Consider the following 16,821-nt stretch of genomic DNA (forward strand, 5'->3'; position numbering starts at 1 on the left):
ATAACTTGACTAACAGCTGAATCCCAGTCATACATGCTGAAGCCATCCAATATTTTGAAAATTACTAATTCTTTGGGTTGTATCCTATTTTTTCAAAATGCTTCAAATGGCTCTGTCCGAGCGGTTGTTTTTTTCATATAATATGAGGCAACACCCTTGAATCCACTTGAAAGCATAAAAAAGGAGGGCTTTTTTATGAATGGTGAAATCCGCTTGATCCCGTATGTGACGAATGAGCAGATCATGGATGTAAACGAGCTTCCTGAGGGCATTAAAGTGATTAAGGCGCCAGAAATGTGGGCAAAAGGGGTAAAAGGCAAAAATGTAAAAATTGCTGTATTGGATACGGGCTGCGACACAAGCCATCCTGATTTAAAGAACCAAATCATCGGCGGAAAGAACTTCACGGATGATGACGGCGGCAAGGAAGATGCGATCTCCGACTACAACGGACATGGCACACACGTCGCTGGAACAATTGCAGCTAACGATTCAAACGGCGGCATTACCGGGGTCGCGCCTGAGGCAAGCCTATTGATTGTGAAGGTTCTTGGCGGTGAAAACGGCAGCGGACAATACGAATGGATTATTAACGGCATTAACTACGCGGTGGAACAGAAAGTCGATATCATCTCAATGTCCCTTGGCGGACCAAGCGATGTGCCAGAGCTGGCAGAAGCAGTGAAAAACGCCGTCAAAAACGGAGTGCTTGTCGTTTGCGCAGCGGGAAATGAGGGTGACGGAGACGAACGCACAGAAGAGCTTTCCTACCCTGCGGCTTATAATGAAGTCATCGCGGTCGGATCTGTTTCGGTAGCGCGAGAATTATCAGAATTTTCTAACGCGAATAAAGAGATTGACCTTGTGGCTCCCGGAGAAAATATCTTATCCACTCTTCCTAACAAGAAGTACGGTAAGCTTACCGGCACTTCAATGGCTGCTCCCCATGTCAGCGGAGCGCTTGCTTTAATCAAAAGCTATGAAGAAGAATCATTTCAAAGAAAGCTTTCTGAATCTGAGGTTTATGCACAGCTGATCCGCAGGACTCTTCCGCTTGATATTGCTAAAACGCTGGCAGGCAATGGATTCCTGTATTTAACTGCTCCTGATGAGCTGGCAGAAAGAGCAGAGCAATCACATTTGATGACCCTATAAAATTATTTTTCTTATATAACATAAACCAAATATTGTAAATAAAATTTCAAATTCTATGTTGACAGCGAATTTGAATTACTGTTAAGATTACCAACAAATGATTCAACTTTTCAAAAAATTAATAACATTTTCTCTTATCGAGAGTTGGGCGAGGGATTGGCCTTTTGACCCCAACAGCAACCGACCGTAATTCCATTGTGAAATGGGGCGCACTGCTTTTCGCGCCGAGACTGATGTCTCATAAGGCACGGTGCTAATTCCATCAGATTGTGTCTGAGAGATGAGAGAGGCAGTGTTTTACGCAGAAAAGCCTCTTTCTCTCATGGGAAAGAGGCTTTTTATTGTGAGAAAACCTCTTAGCGGCCTGTATCCGCGGGTTAACGAGAGTGTTTTACATATAAAGGAGGAGAAACAATGACAACCATCAAAACATCGAATGTAGGATTCCCGAGAATTGGACTGAACAGAGAATGGAAAAAAGCACTTGAAGCGTATTGGAAAGGCAGCACTGATAAAGATACGTTTTTAAAGCAAATCGACGACCTATTTTTATCCGCAGCAAAAACACAAATTGACCAGCAGATTGATGTTGTGCCTGTTTCTGATTTCACACAGTATGACCATGTACTCGACACAGCAGTCAGCTTCAACTGGATTCCGAAACGGTTCAGACATTTGACTGACGCTACCGATACATACTTTGCTATCGCCCGCGGAATAAAAGACGCCGTATCCAGTGAAATGACAAAATGGTTTAATACAAATTACCATTACATCGTTCCGGAATATGACGAGAGCATTGAATTCCGCCTGACAAGAAACAAACAGCTCACAGATTACCGCCGGATCAAACAGGAATACGGCGTTGAAACAAAACCTGTGATTGTCGGCCCTTATACGTTCGTCACGCTTGCTAAAGGCTATGAACCGTCTGAAGCAAAAGCGATCCAAAAACGCCTTGTGCCGTTATATGTACAGCTTCTGAAAGAGCTGGAAGAAGAAGGCGTAAAATGGGTTCAAATCGATGAGCCGGCGCTTGTTACAGCTTCTGCCAAAGATGTCCGCGGCGCAAAAGAATTATTTGAAAGCATGACTAACGAGCTTTCATCCTTGAATGTGCTTTTGCAGACGTATTTTGATTCTGTTGATGCTTATGAAGAGCTGATCTCTTACCCGGTACAGGGAATTGGCCTTGATTTCGTTCATGATAAAGGCAGAAACCTGGAACAGCTGAAAACACACGGATTCCCAACAGACAAAGTGCTGGCAGCCGGCGTTATCGACGGACGCAACATTTGGAAAGCGGATCTTGAAGAACGTCTCGATGCCGTTCTTGATATTCTCAGCATTGCAAAGGTTGATGAACTGTGGATTCAGCCTTCCAGCAGCCTGCTGCATGTTCCGGTAGCGAAGCACCCTGATGAGCATTTGGAAAAGGATCTGCTGAACGGATTATCCTACGCAAAAGAAAAACTAGCCGAGCTGACAGCTTTGAAAGAAGGTTTAGTATCAGGAAAAGCGGCGATCAGCGAACAGATTCAGCAGGCGAAAGCTGATATTCAGGCGCTCAAACAGTTTGCAACAGGCGCAAATTCTGAACAAAAGAAAGAACTTGAGCAATTAACCGATAAAGACTTCAAACGCCCGATTCCGTTTGAAGAACGTTTAGCCCTGCAAAATGACTCTCTCGGCCTTCCGCTTTTGCCGACAACTACGATCGGAAGCTTCCCGCAGTCTGCTGAAGTGCGGAGCGCACGCCAAAAATGGCGGAAAAATGAGTGGTCTGATGAACAGTACCAAGACTTTATCAATGCGGAAACAAAACGATGGATTGATATTCAGGAAGAATTGGATCTTGATGTGCTAGTGCACGGTGAATTTGAACGGACAGATATGGTCGAATACTTTGGTGAAAAGCTGGCCGGCTTTGCCTTCACAAAATACGCTTGGGTTCAATCATACGGCTCACGCTGTGTCCGCCCGCCAGTCATTTACGGAGATGTTGAATTCATTGAACCGATGACAGTGAAAGACACGGTATATGCACAGTCCCTGACATCCAAGCATGTGAAAGGAATGCTGACCGGTCCTGTTACAATCTTAAACTGGTCTTTCCCTCGAAACGACATTTCGAGAAAAGAAATCGCCTTCCAAATCGGGCTTGCCCTTCGCAAAGAAGTAAAAGCGCTTGAAGACGCAGGCATTCAAATTATTCAAGTGGATGAACCGGCGCTGCGCGAAGGCCTTCCATTAAAAACCCAAGATTGGGATGAGTATTTGACTTGGGCGGCAGAAGCATTCAGATTAACCACTTCTTCCGTGAAAAACGAGACGCAAATTCATACACATATGTGCTACAGCAACTTCGAAGACATCGTCGATACGATCAATGATCTTGATGCCGATGTGATTACAATCGAACACAGCAGAAGCCACGGAGGATTTTTAGATTATTTAAAAGACCATCCGTATTTGAAAGGGCTAGGCCTTGGTGTATATGACATTCACAGCCCTCGTGTACCGTCAACTGAAGAAATGTACAACATTATCGTTGACGCGCTTGCCGTCTGTCCGACTGACCGCTTCTGGGTAAACCCAGACTGCGGATTGAAAACAAGACAGCAGGAAGAAACGGTTGCCGCATTGAAAAACATGGTTGAAGCCGCAAAACAGGCAAGAGCTCAGCAGACACAGCTTGTATAAAATAGAAACCATCTGTCTTTGGCAGATGGTTTTTTCTATTAGAAAGCGGAAATCGGTTTCCGATGCTTCCCGTCCCCTTCTATTAATATTTTGGCTGTTCCATTTTCATCAAATTCCACAAGGCTCAATGATGTATCATGTATGTAAGCAGAATTCCATATGTCATGAACGCGTCTTCCCTTTATGATATTTAACAGCATTAATATAAAGACAGAATGGGTAACCAAGAGAACATTACCGGAAGAATGGCTGTCTAAAATAGATTGGAGAGCTAGCCTTACCCGGTTTTCAAAGTCAAAAAACGTTTCACATCCCTGCTGGCGATAAGCTTCGGGATAATGAAAATAAGCATGAAAAAGATCTGGTTCGTCCCTTTCAATATCTTCTTGTTTTTTCCCTTCCCATGAGCCCAGTGACATTTCTCTGAACATATGATCTTTAACCAGCGGGAGCCTCCGCGATCCCAGTACGGTTTTTGCTGTCTCTTCTGTCCGCTTGCTCGGGCTGATGTATACCTGATTCAATTCAATATCCTTCAGACGCTCCCCAAGAGCGCGGGCGTTATACAGTCCAAGTTCTGTTAAATCAGAATCCAGCCAGCCCTGCATCCGTTTTTCCACGTTCCATTGAGTCTGTCCGTGCCTGGCAATATATAAATGCAGCATGATCACCCCTCCTCTTTTCTCCTCTTATCTTAGCAAATCCCCCAAATATTTTGTTTACTTTTCACTTTTTTGAGAATGTTCTTTGCACTTCTTTTCGGCTATACTTATAACACTCAATTGACAGGAGGGTTTAGGATGAATCATGAAAAGTTCTTAAAACGGGCTGTCGATCTTGCTCGTGAAGGAGTGAATGCGGGAGTTGGCGGGCCTTTCGGAGCCGTTATCGTGAAAGACGGAGCCATTATTGCCGAGGGACAGAACAACGTCACAACAAGCAATGACCCGACTGCCCATGCAGAAGTGACAGCTATTCGAAATGCCTGCCGGGCACTTGACACCTATCAGCTTGATGATTGCATTTTATATGCGAGCTGCGAGCCGTGTCCCATGTGCTTAGGCGCCATCTACTGGGCCAGGCCGAAAGCCGTTTACTATGCAGCGGAGCACACAGACGCTGCTGAAGCCGGATTTGATGATTCATTCATATATGAAGAAATTGATAAACCGGCAGAAAAAAGAAACATACCTTTTTATCAGGTGACCCTGAAGGAGCATTTATCCCCATTCCAGGCATGGCGGGATTTTGCCAATAAGAAAGAATATTAAAAGGATCAGGCATGTGCGGCCTGATCCTTTGTTAATTCGGTGAGAAGCCGCTGTGCCCGTGCGCACTTCGGATTGACTTTCAGCGCTTTTTGCAAATACAAAACAGCAGTCATATGCTGACGCAATTCAGCATGGCAGACACCGAGCCAGCAGCTTGATCTATAATCGGCTGCCCCCTTCACCTGTACGTACTGATGGTTTTCATTATTGGTTTGCAGGCAAGTGTCAAAGGCTGTGATCGCTTCTCTGACTTTTTTAAGCTGATACATGATGATTCCTTTATAATAGTGAAGCGTGCAGTAATCCGGATAATGTCTCAGCGCTTCATGGATATCCCGTTCCGCTTCTTCGTACCGTTCTGCGTCAATTAATAATTTATACTTTAAATAATAGATAGCAGGCGGCGGAATTTGCTTTTTTCTTTTATACTCCTTGATGCAATCCACTGCCAGCCTGAGGGCTTTATCATGTTCGTTTCCTCTATCATACTCAGCTGCTTTCTGATAAAGGAGAGACGGGTCAGTACTGGATGTCAGCAATTCCATATTCAATAAGCTCATGTTGTGTTTATGCTTTTGCTGTGCCTCCTGCTCTAAATACCCGTAATGGTGAATGATACATGGAAGTGAGAAAATACTGCTTTCTTCTTCTCCCTCAGGCCTTTCGCAAACCCTTCCCGTAAACGTTATGTTTTGCTGATTGCGGATCAGCCTGATCTGCCTTTGGTCAAACGCTTCGTTTTCATCCCATTCCTTCCCTGTCAACCTTCACGCAGCCGAGAGATGGCAGGCTGTCAGTCAGCAGCGAAGGCAATAGGCTGCCTGTGTCCGGATCTAATTCTTCGTCAGCATCCAAGATCAATATCCACTCACCCTTGGCATGCTGTAGGCTGGCATTTCTCGCCTGTGAAAAATCCTGCTCCCATCTATGACGATAAACCTGGGCATGAAAGCTTGTGCAAATGTCTTCCGTACGATCGTTTGACCCGGTATCAATCACAATGATTTCATCGGCAATAGGCTGCACACTCTCTAAACAGCGGGCAATATGGCGTTCTTCATTTTTCACAATCATACATACTGACAGCTTTGGTCTCTTCATGTACTCACCTTTTCTCTAGTATGAATTCACCTATATTACATGTATTCACACTTCGAAAAGATCATGCCCGCCCCGCATGCTTCCCCACAAAAAAACATCCTGAGAACCCTCAGGATGCCGTTCATTATTTTAATTCTAATTTTACATCAATATTTCCTCTGGTTGCCTTTGAATAAGGACAGAATTCATGAGCAGCATTGACAAGCTCTTGCGCCTTGTCGCGATCCAAATCTTTTGTGTTCACAACAAGTGTTACGCCGATTTTAAACCCGTCGTCGCTCTCATCCTTCATGAGGCTGACCTGTCCTTCAATTTCGGAATCAATCTCGATATTTTGTTCTTTGGCCACATGTTCGAGCGCGCCGCCGAAGCAAGCAGCGTATCCTGCCGCAAAGAGCTGCTCCGGGTTTGTGCCGGTTTGTCCTTCTTTTTTGGCATTTGGCATTACAATATCAAAATCAAGAACACCGTCATCTGATGTAATATGTCCTGCCCGTCCGCCGCGCGCGGTTACTTTTGCTGTAAATAGTGCCATATTATCCAACCTCCTTATTTGTATCTAGTTGTTATATTTCCCTTTCTGATCTTTTTAAACATGCTATGTTAGCCGAGAATAGGAAAAGTGAAGTTTTTCAGATACAATAGAATCGAATGACAAAAAGAGTTGGTGAACAAGATGGAAAATGAATTTGACCATATGAAATTGGAGAATCAGCTATGTTTTTTGCTTTATGCGAGCTCGCGGGAAATGACAAAGCAATACAAGCCGCTGCTTGAAAAGCTAAATGTGACGTACCCTCAATATTTGGTTTTGCTTTTGTTATGGGAACACGAAACGCTAACTGTCAAAAAAATGGGCGAGCTGCTATATTTAGATTCGGGAACGCTCACTCCGATGCTAAAACGAATGGAACAGCAGGGTTTGATTACGAGAAAAAGATCTGAAGAGGATGAGCGGTCCGTGTTGATCAGCCTGACAGAGGACGGAGAGTTACTAAAAGAAAAAGCGGCTGACATTCCAGGGACAATCCTAGGGCTTTCAAATCAGTCCGGAGAGGACCTGAAACAGTTAAAATCCGCTCTATATACATTGCTGGAAACACTTCATCAAAAAAATTGAGGATACCTTATACGAGGTATCCTCTTTTTTTCTATTATTCAGCTACTTCAAGCGTAACATCGATATTTCCGGAGGTTGCTTTTGAATACGGGCAGACGCCGTGCGCTTTTTGCACAAGTGCCTGTAATTCTGATGCACTGACTCCTTTTCCTTTCACCTGCAGCGTCACACCCAGTTTGTAGCCTTGATCTGCTTCATCCTTTAACAGGCTGACATGCGCTGTAACCTCTGTCTCCACTTTCATTCGTTCTGTTCTTGCTACAAGCTGAAGTGCGCTGTCAAAGCAAGCTGCGTAACCTGCTGCAAACAGCTGCTCCGGATTTGTCGCTTTTTCTAATTTCTTTGCTCTCGGTGTCCCCGGCATTGCGACATCGAGCTCGAGAACGCGGTCTGATGAAATCACCTTTCCTTCTCTTCCTCCTACCGCTGAAACAGTCGCTGTAAATAATGGCTGACTCATTTTTGTATCCCCCTAAATATATTTTATACAATTGAATTGTACACAATTTAATTTACAGTGTCAATTTTTCAGCGCACAAAAAAAGCTTATCCCGTTAGAGATAAGCTTTTTCATCGAATATTGCCCCGCTATTCGCGGATTTGCCCTGTTCCTTTAATAATGTATTTTGTAGAAGTCAGTGCTGGAAGTCCCATCGGCCCTCTTGCATGAAGCTTTTGCGTGCTGATGCCGATTTCGGCTCCGTAGCCGAATTCAAATCCATCGGTAAAACGGGTTGACGCATTATGATAGACAGCGGCAGCATCGACAGCCGTTTGAAAATAAGCCGCGTGCTTGTCATCTTCAGTTAAAATTGCTTCAGAATGATTGGTGCCGTATTGTTGGATATGCTTCACAGCTTCTTGGACGTTCTCAACCGTCTTTACGCTAATGACAGGCGCTAAAAATTCCGTTTCCCAATCTTCTTCTGACGCTTGTTTGCTTGAAGGATGAAGTTCACATACAAATTCATCACCGCGAATGTCAACTCCTGCGTTTTCTAGCTGAGCCAGCAATTCTTTCCCGTGTTGCTTCGCCCATGCTTTATGGATCAGGAGTGATTCAATCGCGTTGCATACGGAAGGGCGCTGCGTTTTGGCATTTACGACAACCTTTTCTGCCATTTGCGGTTTGGCCGTTTCGTCAATGAAAATGTGGCAGTTTCCTGCTCCGGTTTCTAATACAGGCACTGTTGATTCTCTGACAACGAGATCGATCAATTTCTTGCCACCGCGCGGAATCAATACGTCTAAGCCATCATTTAACGTAAAGAGCTCTTTTGCTGTCTCTCTGCTCGTATCCTCAATCAGCTGCACAGCGTTGATCGGAAGCGCTGATTGCTCGAGTGCTCTGTGAATAACATTCACGAGTGCTTTATTGCTGTGAATGGCTGAGGAGCTCCCCCTCAGGACAACCGCGTTACCCGTCTTTAAGCAGAGGGTCGCCGCGTCGACTGTCACATTCGGCCTCGCTTCATAGATCATTCCGACAACACCGAGCGGCACACGGATTTTTTCAATAAACAGGCCGTTTTCCTTTTCAATCGTTTCAAGAGATTCGCCGACCGGGTCCGCCAAGTCGATTAAGAGCTCTACCGCGTCCGCAATGTCACGAATGCGTTTCTCATCCAGCGTGAGACGGTCAATGACATCCGGTGTTAAACCATTTTCTTTTCCGTTCTTAATGTCTTTTGCATTCTCTGACAAGAGAAAGTCCAGTTCGTTGCGGAGTCCGTTTGCAATGAGACTGAGCGCCTCATCCTTCTCGACCGTTGTTTTCATGATCATTTCGGCTGCTGCTTCTTTCGCCAGCTTCGCTTTTACAGAAACTTCACTCATTTTTCTGCCTCCTAGTCTTTTAAATTGACCCAGTCATTCCTATGAATAACCTCAAACGTTCTCTCAAAATCAAGTTCATTACTTCGTTTGCCTTTGGCCTCCATAATCTCCTCGGAGGAGTAATGAGTTTGGCCTTTGCCGATCACGCCGCCCGGTCCCCTGACTTCCACGACCGCCCCTTTCGGAAAGCTTCCATTTACGCCCACTACGCCAGCCGGCAGCAGGCTGCTTCCGTTATGGATCATCGCCTCCTCGGCACCCGCATCAATGAGGATCTCTCCTGCTATCGGCGAGTGGAACTGAATCCACTGTCTCGTGTTGTTAACCGAGGATAGTTCTTTGTCTCCGATATAAGTGCCGTCTCCCCTGCCGTCCAATATGTCCGCCAGCTTTTGCTCTCCGCTGCCTGTTCCAATGAACACTTTCACTCCAAGAGACAGTGCAGTTTGAGCGGCTAATAGCTTTGATTTCATACCGCCGGTGCCGACCTTTGATCCGGCTGAGCCCGCATATCCCAATAATTCAGGCGTGATCTCCGGCAGATAATCAAATCGTTTCGCCTCAGGATTTTCATTCGGATTGGCATCATACAGTCCGTTAATGTCAGTGAGAATCATGAGCTGGTCCGCATGAATCAATCCGCTGACTAACGCAGAAAGCATGTCATTATCCCCGAATGTCAATTCTTCAACAGATGTAGAGTCATTTTCATTGATAATCGGAATGACGCCGCGCTCCAGTAATTCCATTATCGTTGCATACGCGTTTCGATACCGTTCTCTTTTCGAAAAATCATTTCTCGTTAAAAGGATTTGCCCCGGAGTCAATGAGTATTGTTTAAATTGATTCATATATTGCTGCATTAACAGTGTTTGTCCGACCGCGGCCGCCGCCTGCTTTCCTTTAATGGTAACGGGGCGGGACGGATAACCGAGGCTGGAAAACCCCGCCGCTACGGCTCCCGAAGTAATCAGAATCATTTCATGTCCCGCTTTCTTCAAGAGGGAAATGGCTTGGACATGATCTCTGATTTTTGCCTCATCAATGCTTCCGTTGCTATTTGTGAGCGAACTGCTTCCTATTTTCACTACTATTCTTTGTTTTTTCATTTATTCTCCTCCGCGGCTTTTTGCCAGCCAACTTACAATAAAAAAACCCATTTCATCCTGATTCATAAGGACGAAATGGGTTTCCGTGGTACCACCTTGATTGAACGCGCTGATGCACGCTCCGCTTTCCTGTAACGCCAGGTTACGCGCCTAGGTTTTCCCCCTAAGACTCCAAGGCAGGTTCGGCAGGTTTCATGCGGCAAAATGTTTCAGCGGTTCATTTTGCTCTCTGTCACAGAAAGGTCTGCTTACTAATCCTCTTCAACGCTCAATGATTTTTTTATATTATGCAAAGAAAAAGGACACTTGTCAAGGTTTTTTGTCACCAAAAAGAGCCCGCATGGAGCGGGCATCTTGCCGTCTAGTTAAAGACGATTGTTTTATTTTCGTGAACGATAACGCGGTCTTCCAAATGCCATTTTACAGCACGGGCAAGCACACTGCGTTCAATTGTTCTTCCGATGTTTTTCAGTGCTTCCGTATTATCGCGGTGGTCCACGCGCTCAATATCCTGTTCAATGATCGGCCCTTCATCAAGATCGTTTGTGACATAGTGAGATGTCGCTCCGATTAGTTTCACGCCACGCTCGTAAGCCCGTTTGTACGGATTCGCACCGATAAAAGCAGGCAGAAACGAATGGTGGATATTGATGATGCGATTCGGATGAGCCGAAACAAAGTCAGGGGTTAAGATCTGCATATAGCGTGCAAGCACGATCACATCAATCTCATATTGCTCAAGCAGTTCAAGCTGCTTCTTTTCGACTTCCGCTCTGATGTCTTTGTTCGCTTTCATATAGTGGAATGGAATGTTCAGCCGTTCAACCAGTTCTCTCGCTTCCTCATGGTTGCTGATGACAACAGCGATTTCCGCCATCAGGTTGCCGGTTTGCCATTCCCAAATCAGCTCATGCAGGCAGTGAAGCTCCTTTGAGACAAAAATGGCGACACGCTTCAGCTCGCTTGCCAATGTTAAGCTCCATGTCATGTCGAAATTTTCTGCAACAGACGCAAACGCCTCCTGCAGTGTTTCTTTTTTCTCACGAATACCCTCGCAGTCGAATTCGATTCTTAGGAAGAATCGGCCGCCTTCAGGGTCTGTCGTATATTGATTGGATTCTATAATATTAGCGCCGTGTTCAAATAAAAACGCGGAAACCGCAGAGACGATACCAGGCTGATCGGGACAGCTGACCAAAAGACGCCCTTTATCCTCATTTCCGTCACGGTATTCGTTCAACCGCTGTGTCATATATGATTTCATGAATAATCCCTCTTATCTTTGTAAGTCTAAACTATTTATCCATTATACTGAAGATTTGATAAAAATCAATTTATGACAGAATTTTTAAACCAACCGCTGAACATAAAATCAAAGCGATAAAAAAGATCCGTTTGGCGTCTTTCGGCTCCTTGTAAAAGAGGATGCCAACAAGCGCTCCGCCGGCGGTGCCAATGCCTGTCCAGACAGCGTAAGCCGTGCCCATTGGAATGGTTTCCATGGCATACGACAGCAAGGAAAATGAAGCGGCAAAACCAACAATGATCAACAGCACCCATTTCACGCTTTTTTCTTTCGCATATTGATTCATAAGGGCCACGCCGGCCATCTCCAAACATCCCGCGCACAATAAACTGATCCAGTGCAGCATTATGCCTCGCCTCCTTTTTCCTCTGTCTCATCCTGTGTCACAAGCTTCAATCCGATTACACCGATGAGGAGCACGCCGATTAACAAAAGCTTCGGCCATCCAATCGGCTCATGAAACAGAATGATTTCACTCAGCACTGTCCCTGCCGTTCCGAGTCCGGTAAAAACGGCATACACGGTTCCGACAGGAAGACTGTTTGTCGCCTTCATTAAAAGATAAAAGCTGACTATGATGCCAACGGCAGTGCCGCTCCATGTTAAAGCTGAGTCAGCATGCTTTAAGCCTACCACCCAAACCACCTCGAAAACGGCGGCAAGCACGACTAATCCCCATTTCATTTCAAGTCATTCCTTTCTTTCCAGTAAGATTCTCCGAAAACAAAAAAACCCCGGACAGTCGTCTCTCATGAGATTGACTCTCCCGGGCTTTTTTCCCTCCGTGTGCATACACGCCTCTATTTACGCGTATGTGTTTTCTCTCGGACCAGTCCATGTCCATTGACACGCGGAACCCTAGAAAACTTTACCTGACATCATGATACTAAACTCAGCTCTATCTTTCAATTGTAAGATTTTCTTTCATATACTGCGATTGGTTTATTCCATTTTCTGATCGTTCTATCATAAAGCATGCCAATTTTCTCTGCTACCCGTATGGACGCTTTGTTATTAGGGTCAATCAAAGCCGCCATCTTGCCGAACTGCCGCTCGTTGAAGCCGTAGTCCAGGCAGGCCCGAGCCGCTTCTTGCGCATAGCCGTTCCCCCAGTGGCGGCAGGCAAACATATAGCCGATTTCCATTACTGTTTGATTTTCGACCTGCTGAGGAACGATGCCGCATTGCCCCAAAAAGTCCCCTGTCCGCTTATCTTCGGCGATCCACAGACTGACGCCGTACCCTTTTTCATTTCTTTTGTTCCAATTGATCCACTCGCGGGTTTGCCTTTTATCTTTTAAACCGGAATAATATTTCATGACGTCAGGATCGTTAAAAAGCTCAAACAAAGAGGCTTGATCCCGATCTTCCATACAGCGCAAACGAATTCGATCGGTCAGCAGCTTCGTTTTAGCGCTCATATTTCGCTACATCCTGCTTCCATTCTTTTTTGAGGGCTTCAATGTGTGCTTGATGATAGCGGTTATGATCCGCCATATGCCAAATGCCCCACCGTATGGTCGCGGTGTCACCATCGTAAGAAAGCGGCTGATGCAAATCATTTTCAGTTAAGGTGTAACACACCGATTTCAGCTCGTTTACCACATGCTGATGTCTTTTCAGGAGTTCATCTAATCCGGGCTGATTCTCCGGTTCAGGAAGCCGTCCGCTTTCATCTGTCATCGGGCCGTATACCTGTTCAATATGATCTGGTAGCCGGTTTTCCTTGATACGCCAGACCCATCTGATATCAACATTTGAGATATGGTGCAAAAGCTGAGCTGTGCTGTTTTTTGTTTGGCAGCGCCCCTTATAGTAAAGTTCATTGTGTGTCATGTGACTTACGATAGAAGCTAGACGGAGACTGTTTTCTTCCACTGCTGAATACAACAGACTGACCGTTGGTGCCATATCGTTTCTAATGAATAAGTCCTTCATGTTCAGTTCCCCTCCTAACTAGGTACATTTGACACCAAACAAAAATTCCCTTTAAAAAAGAAAAAAGCTCTCGTTAAAAATAGAGAGCAATCTTAATTGTTATTTCCCGGTTTATATAAATAAGGATCATGCTGCGGTTCGTTTGAGGTATTCAAATCAAGCGATATATCACCGCGGGCATTCATCGTGCCAAGCGTGATCAAGGAGAGCCGTTTTGGGCTGTATCCTTTTTCCTCAAGCTTCTCAAACAGCCAGGTTCGGTTTTTTTGGAGGTATTTCAAATTATGATCAAGGATTTCGCCGTCCAGTATGAGAGGAATCGGGATAAAATTCCGTTCAGCTTCCATATTCAAATCCCGCACCTGCACTGCTCTCGCTTCCTCTTTTGGAATGACGCTTACTTCTCCTGTTTCTTCAATGATGGCAAGATCAATGTCAGCCGGATCGGCATAGCCCTTTTCCCTTAGTTTTCCGAGCAGTTCATTAACCGTCAGCCTTTCTTTACGCAGTCCGCGTTCATCAATATCCCCGTTTCGGATTAGGACAGTCGGGCTTACGACCAGCAGCCAGCGCCATTTATTAGAAAGAGAGAGCTTGCTCATCAGAAGATAAAGCACCAAAAAAGAGCCCGCGTAATAAATCGACATCGGCAGCCTGGATGTAAGAATCGGCTCACTGATAATGGTTCCGATTGCGAAGGTCAAAAGCAGATCAAAATTGTTCATTTGTGACACAGCTTTTTTACCGGCAAGCCGAAACAGAATATACGCAATCGAAAATACGATAATTGGCTTCAGTAAAAATGCCCATACCATCCACAACACCGATCTTACCTCCATCCGCTGGTCATTTTGAGCCTATTGTTCCCCGAGGCAGACCCTCTATGCATTATTCCCTTTTATCCTGTTCTAAATAGGCGAACGTGCAGATCGGCGGCACATAACATAATAGAAAATGACATCGATTGGAGGCGCAAAATGAAACATCAGAAAACGAATACCCATTGGCCCTATGATCTGTCATCGGCTCCTCATCCCGCCGGCTATAAGCAACAGCAGTCTTTCGACAGGCTAGCCGGTTTAGAGCTGAAAATGGAGCAATTAATCAGAGCGATTGAGATAAACAATGAATTGCTGAGAACGATGCAAGAACAGCAAAACCGTGTATGCACAAGCGGCGGAGGCGGGTCAGTGATTGTCCGGATGTAGAAGCAGGCGCTTGTCCGCCTTCTTCTATCTCAATAAAAAACTCTTCTCAGAAAAGAGAAGAGTTTCATTTATGTGATCAAACGGACTGTGCCATACTTAATTGCGGGCCGAACAGCTCGTAATGGATAGACTCCGGCGCTGATCCAAGGTCTGACACAAGTTTATGCATTGCTGTAATAAATGACTGTGAACCGCAAATATAATAATCAGCATCTGTATTGGCAATCAGTTCTTTTAGGAACTGCTGATCAATCTGTCCTTCATGAAATTGAAGATCACCTGCACGGTCTTCCTCTGTCGGCTCGCGATACACAAATGCTGTCTTGACAGAAGAATGGTTTCCCGCTTCTTCCACCTCATGACGCAATGCGTGATACTCACTGTTTTTCGCGGCATGAATGAACAGAATCTGCCGTTCAGGCTGCTTGGAAACAGACGTTTTCAGCATGCTTATCATTGGTGTAATGCCAACTCCGGCACTGATCAGAACGAGATCTTTTTGAGATGAAGCATCTAAAACAAAGTCCCCTGCCGGTGCGCTGATCTCTATTGAATCTCCCTCATGCAGTCCATCGTGTAAATAGGAAGACACGACACCGTCTTTCTTCACTGAAATGCGATAATAGTCTTTTCCCGGCATATCTGACAGGCTGTATTGACGGATTTGCATATATTCAGAATCAGGAATCTGCACTTTAATGCTGATGTACTGCCCTGCTTGAAAATCAGGTAACGGCTTGCCGTCTTCCGGCTTCAGATAGAAGGATGTAATTTCTGTGCTTTCCCGCTCTTTTTTCGCGATAACGAACGGCTTATACTCCTTCCAGCCGCCAGTTTGCTGCTCCGCCTGCTCATACATTTCTTTTTCAATTCCGATGAACGCGTCAGCGATTACTCCGTACGCTTTCTCCCATGCCTGCATAATGTCAGGTGTCGCAGCGTCTCCCAGAACGTCTTTAATCGCAATCAGCAAATATTTTCCAACGATTGGGTAATGTTCAGCCTTAATTCCGATACTGCGGTGCTTGTGGCCGATTTGTTTGACGACTGGAATGATATTTCCAAGCTGGTCAATATTTGCCGCAGCGGCGATAACGGCATTTGCAAGTGCAGCGCGCTGTGTTTTCTTTTTTTGGTTTGTTTGATTAAAAATGTTCAAAAGCTCTGGATGATCTTGAAACATCAAATCGTAAAAACGGCCAGTAATGGTTTCTCCATGTTGTTGTAATACGGGTACAGTGCTTTTAATGATTTCGATTGTTTTATTATCTAACATCGTATAAACAATCCCTTCCAAAAAGATGTATTTAAAATATATCTTTAAAATACATGATCTCACGAATAAAAGATATATTTAAAATGAATCTTTAATAAAGTTGTCACAAAATTATCAATTTAACGTGACAATTGTTGCTTTTTATAAAATCCCCTAGCAAAAACGGACTAACCATTGTAATTATCACCATCAGAAAAGTGAAAAGCACAAAAAAACCCAAAACAACATAAGTTTTGGGTTTAACGTTTACCAAGGCTTTTCAGTTCCGAGCGCATTTGCAAGCGCTTGGCTGTGTTTTTTGCGGTTCTTTCGTTCATTAGCGCGCTGAACCGCTGTATTATGCAGCATAATTTCTTCCTCTGTTTCCGGTACAACTCTCGGTACAGGCACCGGCTTGCCATTTGAATCTAATGCGACAAACGTCAAAAAGGATGTCGCAGCGAGCTCCCTTTCGCCAGTCATCAGGTGCTCCTTAATGACTTTTACAAACACCTCCATGGAAGATGTGCCGACCCATGTCACATATGACTCCAGGCAGACAGAATCCTTTTGCCCGATTGGCTTCAAAAAATCTACAGAGTCCATCGAAGCTGTTACTGTTTCCCGTCTGCAATGGCGCGCCGCGGAAATAGAAGCGATGTCGTCGATGTAGCTCATTAATTTTCCGCCAAACAGCGTATTATGATTGTTTGTATCAAGCGGGAACACCCTGCTGGTTTTTACAACCTTTGACTCTTTACAAAATTTTGTTTCCGGTGTTTCCATACCTTTCTCCCCTTTGATGTCTGATCGTTTAGT

18 protein-coding genes, 1 pseudogene and 2 riboswitches are annotated in these 16,821 nt (G+C 44.9%); of the genes and pseudogenes, 5 read left to right on the forward strand and 14 right to left on the reverse strand.

What is annotated here, in order from left to right; translation table 11 throughout:
• Positions 1–195: 195 nt before the first annotated feature.
• On the forward strand, positions 196–1,155 hold the full coding sequence (gene isp, locus AC0C66_RS12885) for a serine protease Isp (RefSeq protein ID WP_014113539.1): 960 nt from the start codon (positions 196–198) through the stop codon (positions 1,153–1,155).
• 131 nt (positions 1,156–1,286) lie between these two features.
• Positions 1,287–1,442, forward strand: a riboswitch (SAM riboswitch).
• Positions 1,443–1,569: 127 nt separating this feature from the next.
• Entirely contained in the window at positions 1,570–3,858 is a 2,289-nt protein-coding gene (gene metE, locus AC0C66_RS12890) for a 5-methyltetrahydropteroyltriglutamate--homocysteine S-methyltransferase (RefSeq protein WP_072182933.1), read from the forward strand.
• 38 nt (positions 3,859–3,896) lie between these two features.
• Here the strand turns inward: metE and AC0C66_RS12895 are convergent, their stop codons facing one another.
• Positions 3,897–4,523, reverse strand: coding sequence for a histidine phosphatase family protein (locus AC0C66_RS12895; protein WP_072182934.1), 627 nt, complete (start codon positions 4,521–4,523; stop codon positions 3,897–3,899).
• A gap of 135 nt (positions 4,524–4,658) precedes the next feature.
• Between AC0C66_RS12895 and guaD the strand changes: the two genes are divergently transcribed.
• Complete coding sequence (guaD, locus tag AC0C66_RS12900) at positions 4,659–5,129, forward strand: guanine deaminase (RefSeq protein ID WP_003239055.1); 471 nt, start codon at positions 4,659–4,661, stop codon at positions 5,127–5,129.
• Between the two features lie 5 nt (positions 5,130–5,134).
• Here the strand turns inward: guaD and AC0C66_RS12905 are convergent.
• Both AC0C66_RS12905 and AC0C66_RS12910 read right to left on the reverse strand, forming a co-directional pair.
• Positions 5,135–6,230: pseudogene (locus AC0C66_RS12905) on the reverse strand (glycosyltransferase).
• A gap of 124 nt (positions 6,231–6,354) precedes the next feature.
• Positions 6,355–6,765: an organic hydroperoxide resistance protein gene (locus AC0C66_RS12910; RefSeq protein ID WP_014113533.1), complete on the reverse strand. Its 411-nt coding sequence runs from the start codon at positions 6,763–6,765 to the stop codon at positions 6,355–6,357.
• Between the two features lie 141 nt (positions 6,766–6,906).
• Between AC0C66_RS12910 and ohrR the strand changes: the two genes are divergently transcribed.
• Positions 6,907–7,350, forward strand: coding sequence for an organic hydroperoxide resistance transcriptional regulator OhrR (ohrR, locus tag AC0C66_RS12915; RefSeq protein WP_003218505.1), 444 nt, complete (start codon positions 6,907–6,909; stop codon positions 7,348–7,350).
• 34 nt (positions 7,351–7,384) lie between these two features.
• Here ohrR and AC0C66_RS12920 read toward each other — a convergent pair whose 3' ends face one another.
• The 9 genes from AC0C66_RS12920 to AC0C66_RS12960 all read right to left on the reverse strand — a co-directional run bounded on the left by AC0C66_RS12920 (position 7,385) and on the right by AC0C66_RS12960 (position 14,363).
• Positions 7,385–7,810 (reverse strand): organic hydroperoxide resistance protein, encoded by a 426-nt coding sequence (locus AC0C66_RS12920; RefSeq protein WP_072182938.1) that lies wholly within the window; start codon positions 7,808–7,810, stop codon positions 7,385–7,387.
• 128 nt (positions 7,811–7,938) lie between these two features.
• Positions 7,939–9,186, reverse strand: coding sequence for a glutamate-5-semialdehyde dehydrogenase (gene proA / locus AC0C66_RS12925; protein WP_072182939.1), 1,248 nt, complete (start codon positions 9,184–9,186; stop codon positions 7,939–7,941).
• Positions 9,187–9,197: 11 nt separating this feature from the next.
• Positions 9,198–10,295 (reverse strand): glutamate 5-kinase, encoded by a 1,098-nt coding sequence (proB, locus tag AC0C66_RS12930; protein WP_072182940.1) that lies wholly within the window; start codon positions 10,293–10,295, stop codon positions 9,198–9,200.
• A gap of 361 nt (positions 10,296–10,656) precedes the next feature.
• Entirely contained in the window at positions 10,657–11,559 is a 903-nt protein-coding gene (gene purU / locus AC0C66_RS12935) for a formyltetrahydrofolate deformylase (RefSeq protein WP_014113528.1), read from the reverse strand.
• A gap of 70 nt (positions 11,560–11,629) precedes the next feature.
• On the reverse strand, positions 11,630–11,947 hold the full coding sequence (gene ykkD / locus AC0C66_RS12940; protein WP_003218500.1) for a multidrug efflux SMR transporter subunit YkkD: 318 nt from the start codon (positions 11,945–11,947) through the stop codon (positions 11,630–11,632).
• Positions 11,947–12,285 (reverse strand): multidrug efflux SMR transporter subunit YkkC, encoded by a 339-nt coding sequence (gene ykkC / locus AC0C66_RS12945; RefSeq protein WP_014113527.1) that lies wholly within the window; start codon positions 12,283–12,285, stop codon positions 11,947–11,949. The genes ykkD and ykkC overlap by 1 nt, the downstream gene beginning before the upstream one ends.
• 77 nt (positions 12,286–12,362) lie before the next feature.
• Positions 12,363–12,474: riboswitch (guanidine-I (ykkC/yxkD leader) on the reverse strand.
• A 32-nt stretch (positions 12,475–12,506) separates the two neighbouring features.
• Complete coding sequence (locus AC0C66_RS12950; RefSeq protein WP_014113526.1) at positions 12,507–13,022, reverse strand: GNAT family N-acetyltransferase; 516 nt, start codon at positions 13,020–13,022, stop codon at positions 12,507–12,509.
• Positions 13,012–13,539, reverse strand: a complete 528-nt coding sequence (locus tag AC0C66_RS12955) for a DinB family protein (protein WP_014113525.1) — start codon at positions 13,537–13,539, stop codon at positions 13,012–13,014. Before AC0C66_RS12955 ends, AC0C66_RS12950 begins: the two co-directional genes overlap by 11 nt.
• Positions 13,540–13,631: 92 nt before the next feature.
• Positions 13,632–14,363: a DUF421 domain-containing protein gene (locus AC0C66_RS12960; RefSeq protein ID WP_014113524.1), complete on the reverse strand. Its 732-nt coding sequence runs from the start codon at positions 14,361–14,363 to the stop codon at positions 13,632–13,634.
• A 153-nt stretch (positions 14,364–14,516) separates the two neighbouring features.
• Here AC0C66_RS12960 and AC0C66_RS12965 point away from each other — a divergent pair, with 153 nt between their 5' ends.
• Positions 14,517–14,747 (forward strand): hypothetical protein, encoded by a 231-nt coding sequence (locus AC0C66_RS12965; RefSeq protein WP_014113523.1) that lies wholly within the window; start codon positions 14,517–14,519, stop codon positions 14,745–14,747.
• A gap of 76 nt (positions 14,748–14,823) precedes the next feature.
• On the opposite strand, the gene hmpA is transcribed toward AC0C66_RS12965, so the two are convergent.
• Together hmpA and AC0C66_RS12975 are read right to left on the reverse strand one after the other, a co-directional pair.
• Positions 14,824–16,023, reverse strand: a complete 1,200-nt coding sequence (gene hmpA / locus AC0C66_RS12970; protein ID WP_014113522.1) for an NO-inducible flavohemoprotein — start codon at positions 16,021–16,023, stop codon at positions 14,824–14,826.
• A gap of 246 nt (positions 16,024–16,269) precedes the next feature.
• Entirely contained in the window at positions 16,270–16,788 is a 519-nt protein-coding gene (locus tag AC0C66_RS12975; protein WP_041520929.1) for an acyl-CoA thioesterase, read from the reverse strand.
• Positions 16,789–16,821 lie beyond the last annotated feature (33 nt).

The sequence above is a fragment of the Bacillus sp. VA13 genome, assembly GCF_055710085.1.

Bases quoted from the DNA above. Each gene is read 5' to 3' on its own strand.
- isp (WP_014113539.1), top strand. From the start codon at position 196: ATGAATGGTGAAATCCGCTTGATCCCGTATGTGACGAATGAGCAGATC.
- metE (WP_072182933.1), top strand. From the start codon at position 1,570: ATGACAACCATCAAAACATCGAATGTAGGATTCCCGAGAATTGGACTG.
- AC0C66_RS12895 (WP_072182934.1), bottom strand. From the start codon at position 4,523: ATGCTGCATTTATATATTGCCAGGCACGGACAGACTCAATGGAACGTG.
- guaD (WP_003239055.1), top strand. From the start codon at position 4,659: ATGAATCATGAAAAGTTCTTAAAACGGGCTGTCGATCTTGCTCGTGAA.
- AC0C66_RS12910 (WP_014113533.1), bottom strand. From the start codon at position 6,765: ATGGCACTATTTACAGCAAAAGTAACCGCGCGCGGCGGACGGGCAGGA.
- ohrR (WP_003218505.1), top strand. From the start codon at position 6,907: ATGGAAAATGAATTTGACCATATGAAATTGGAGAATCAGCTATGTTTT.
- AC0C66_RS12920 (WP_072182938.1), bottom strand. From the start codon at position 7,810: ATGAGTCAGCCATTATTTACAGCGACTGTTTCAGCGGTAGGAGGAAGA.
- proA (WP_072182939.1), bottom strand. From the start codon at position 9,186: ATGAGTGAAGTTTCTGTAAAAGCGAAGCTGGCGAAAGAAGCAGCAGCC.
- proB (WP_072182940.1), bottom strand. From the start codon at position 10,295: ATGAAAAAACAAAGAATAGTAGTGAAAATAGGAAGCAGTTCGCTCACA.
- purU (WP_014113528.1), bottom strand. From the start codon at position 11,559: ATGAAATCATATATGACACAGCGGTTGAACGAATACCGTGACGGAAAT.
- ykkD (WP_003218500.1), bottom strand. From the start codon at position 11,947: ATGCTGCACTGGATCAGTTTATTGTGCGCGGGATGTTTGGAGATGGCC.
- ykkC (WP_014113527.1), bottom strand. From the start codon at position 12,285: ATGAAATGGGGATTAGTCGTGCTTGCCGCCGTTTTCGAGGTGGTTTGG.
- AC0C66_RS12950 (WP_014113526.1), bottom strand. From the start codon at position 13,022: ATGAGCGCTAAAACGAAGCTGCTGACCGATCGAATTCGTTTGCGCTGT.
- AC0C66_RS12955 (WP_014113525.1), bottom strand. From the start codon at position 13,539: ATGAAGGACTTATTCATTAGAAACGATATGGCACCAACGGTCAGTCTG.
- AC0C66_RS12965 (WP_014113523.1), top strand. From the start codon at position 14,517: ATGAAACATCAGAAAACGAATACCCATTGGCCCTATGATCTGTCATCG.
- hmpA (WP_014113522.1), bottom strand. From the start codon at position 16,023: ATGTTAGATAATAAAACAATCGAAATCATTAAAAGCACTGTACCCGTA.
- AC0C66_RS12975 (WP_041520929.1), bottom strand. From the start codon at position 16,788: ATGGAAACACCGGAAACAAAATTTTGTAAAGAGTCAAAGGTTGTAAAA.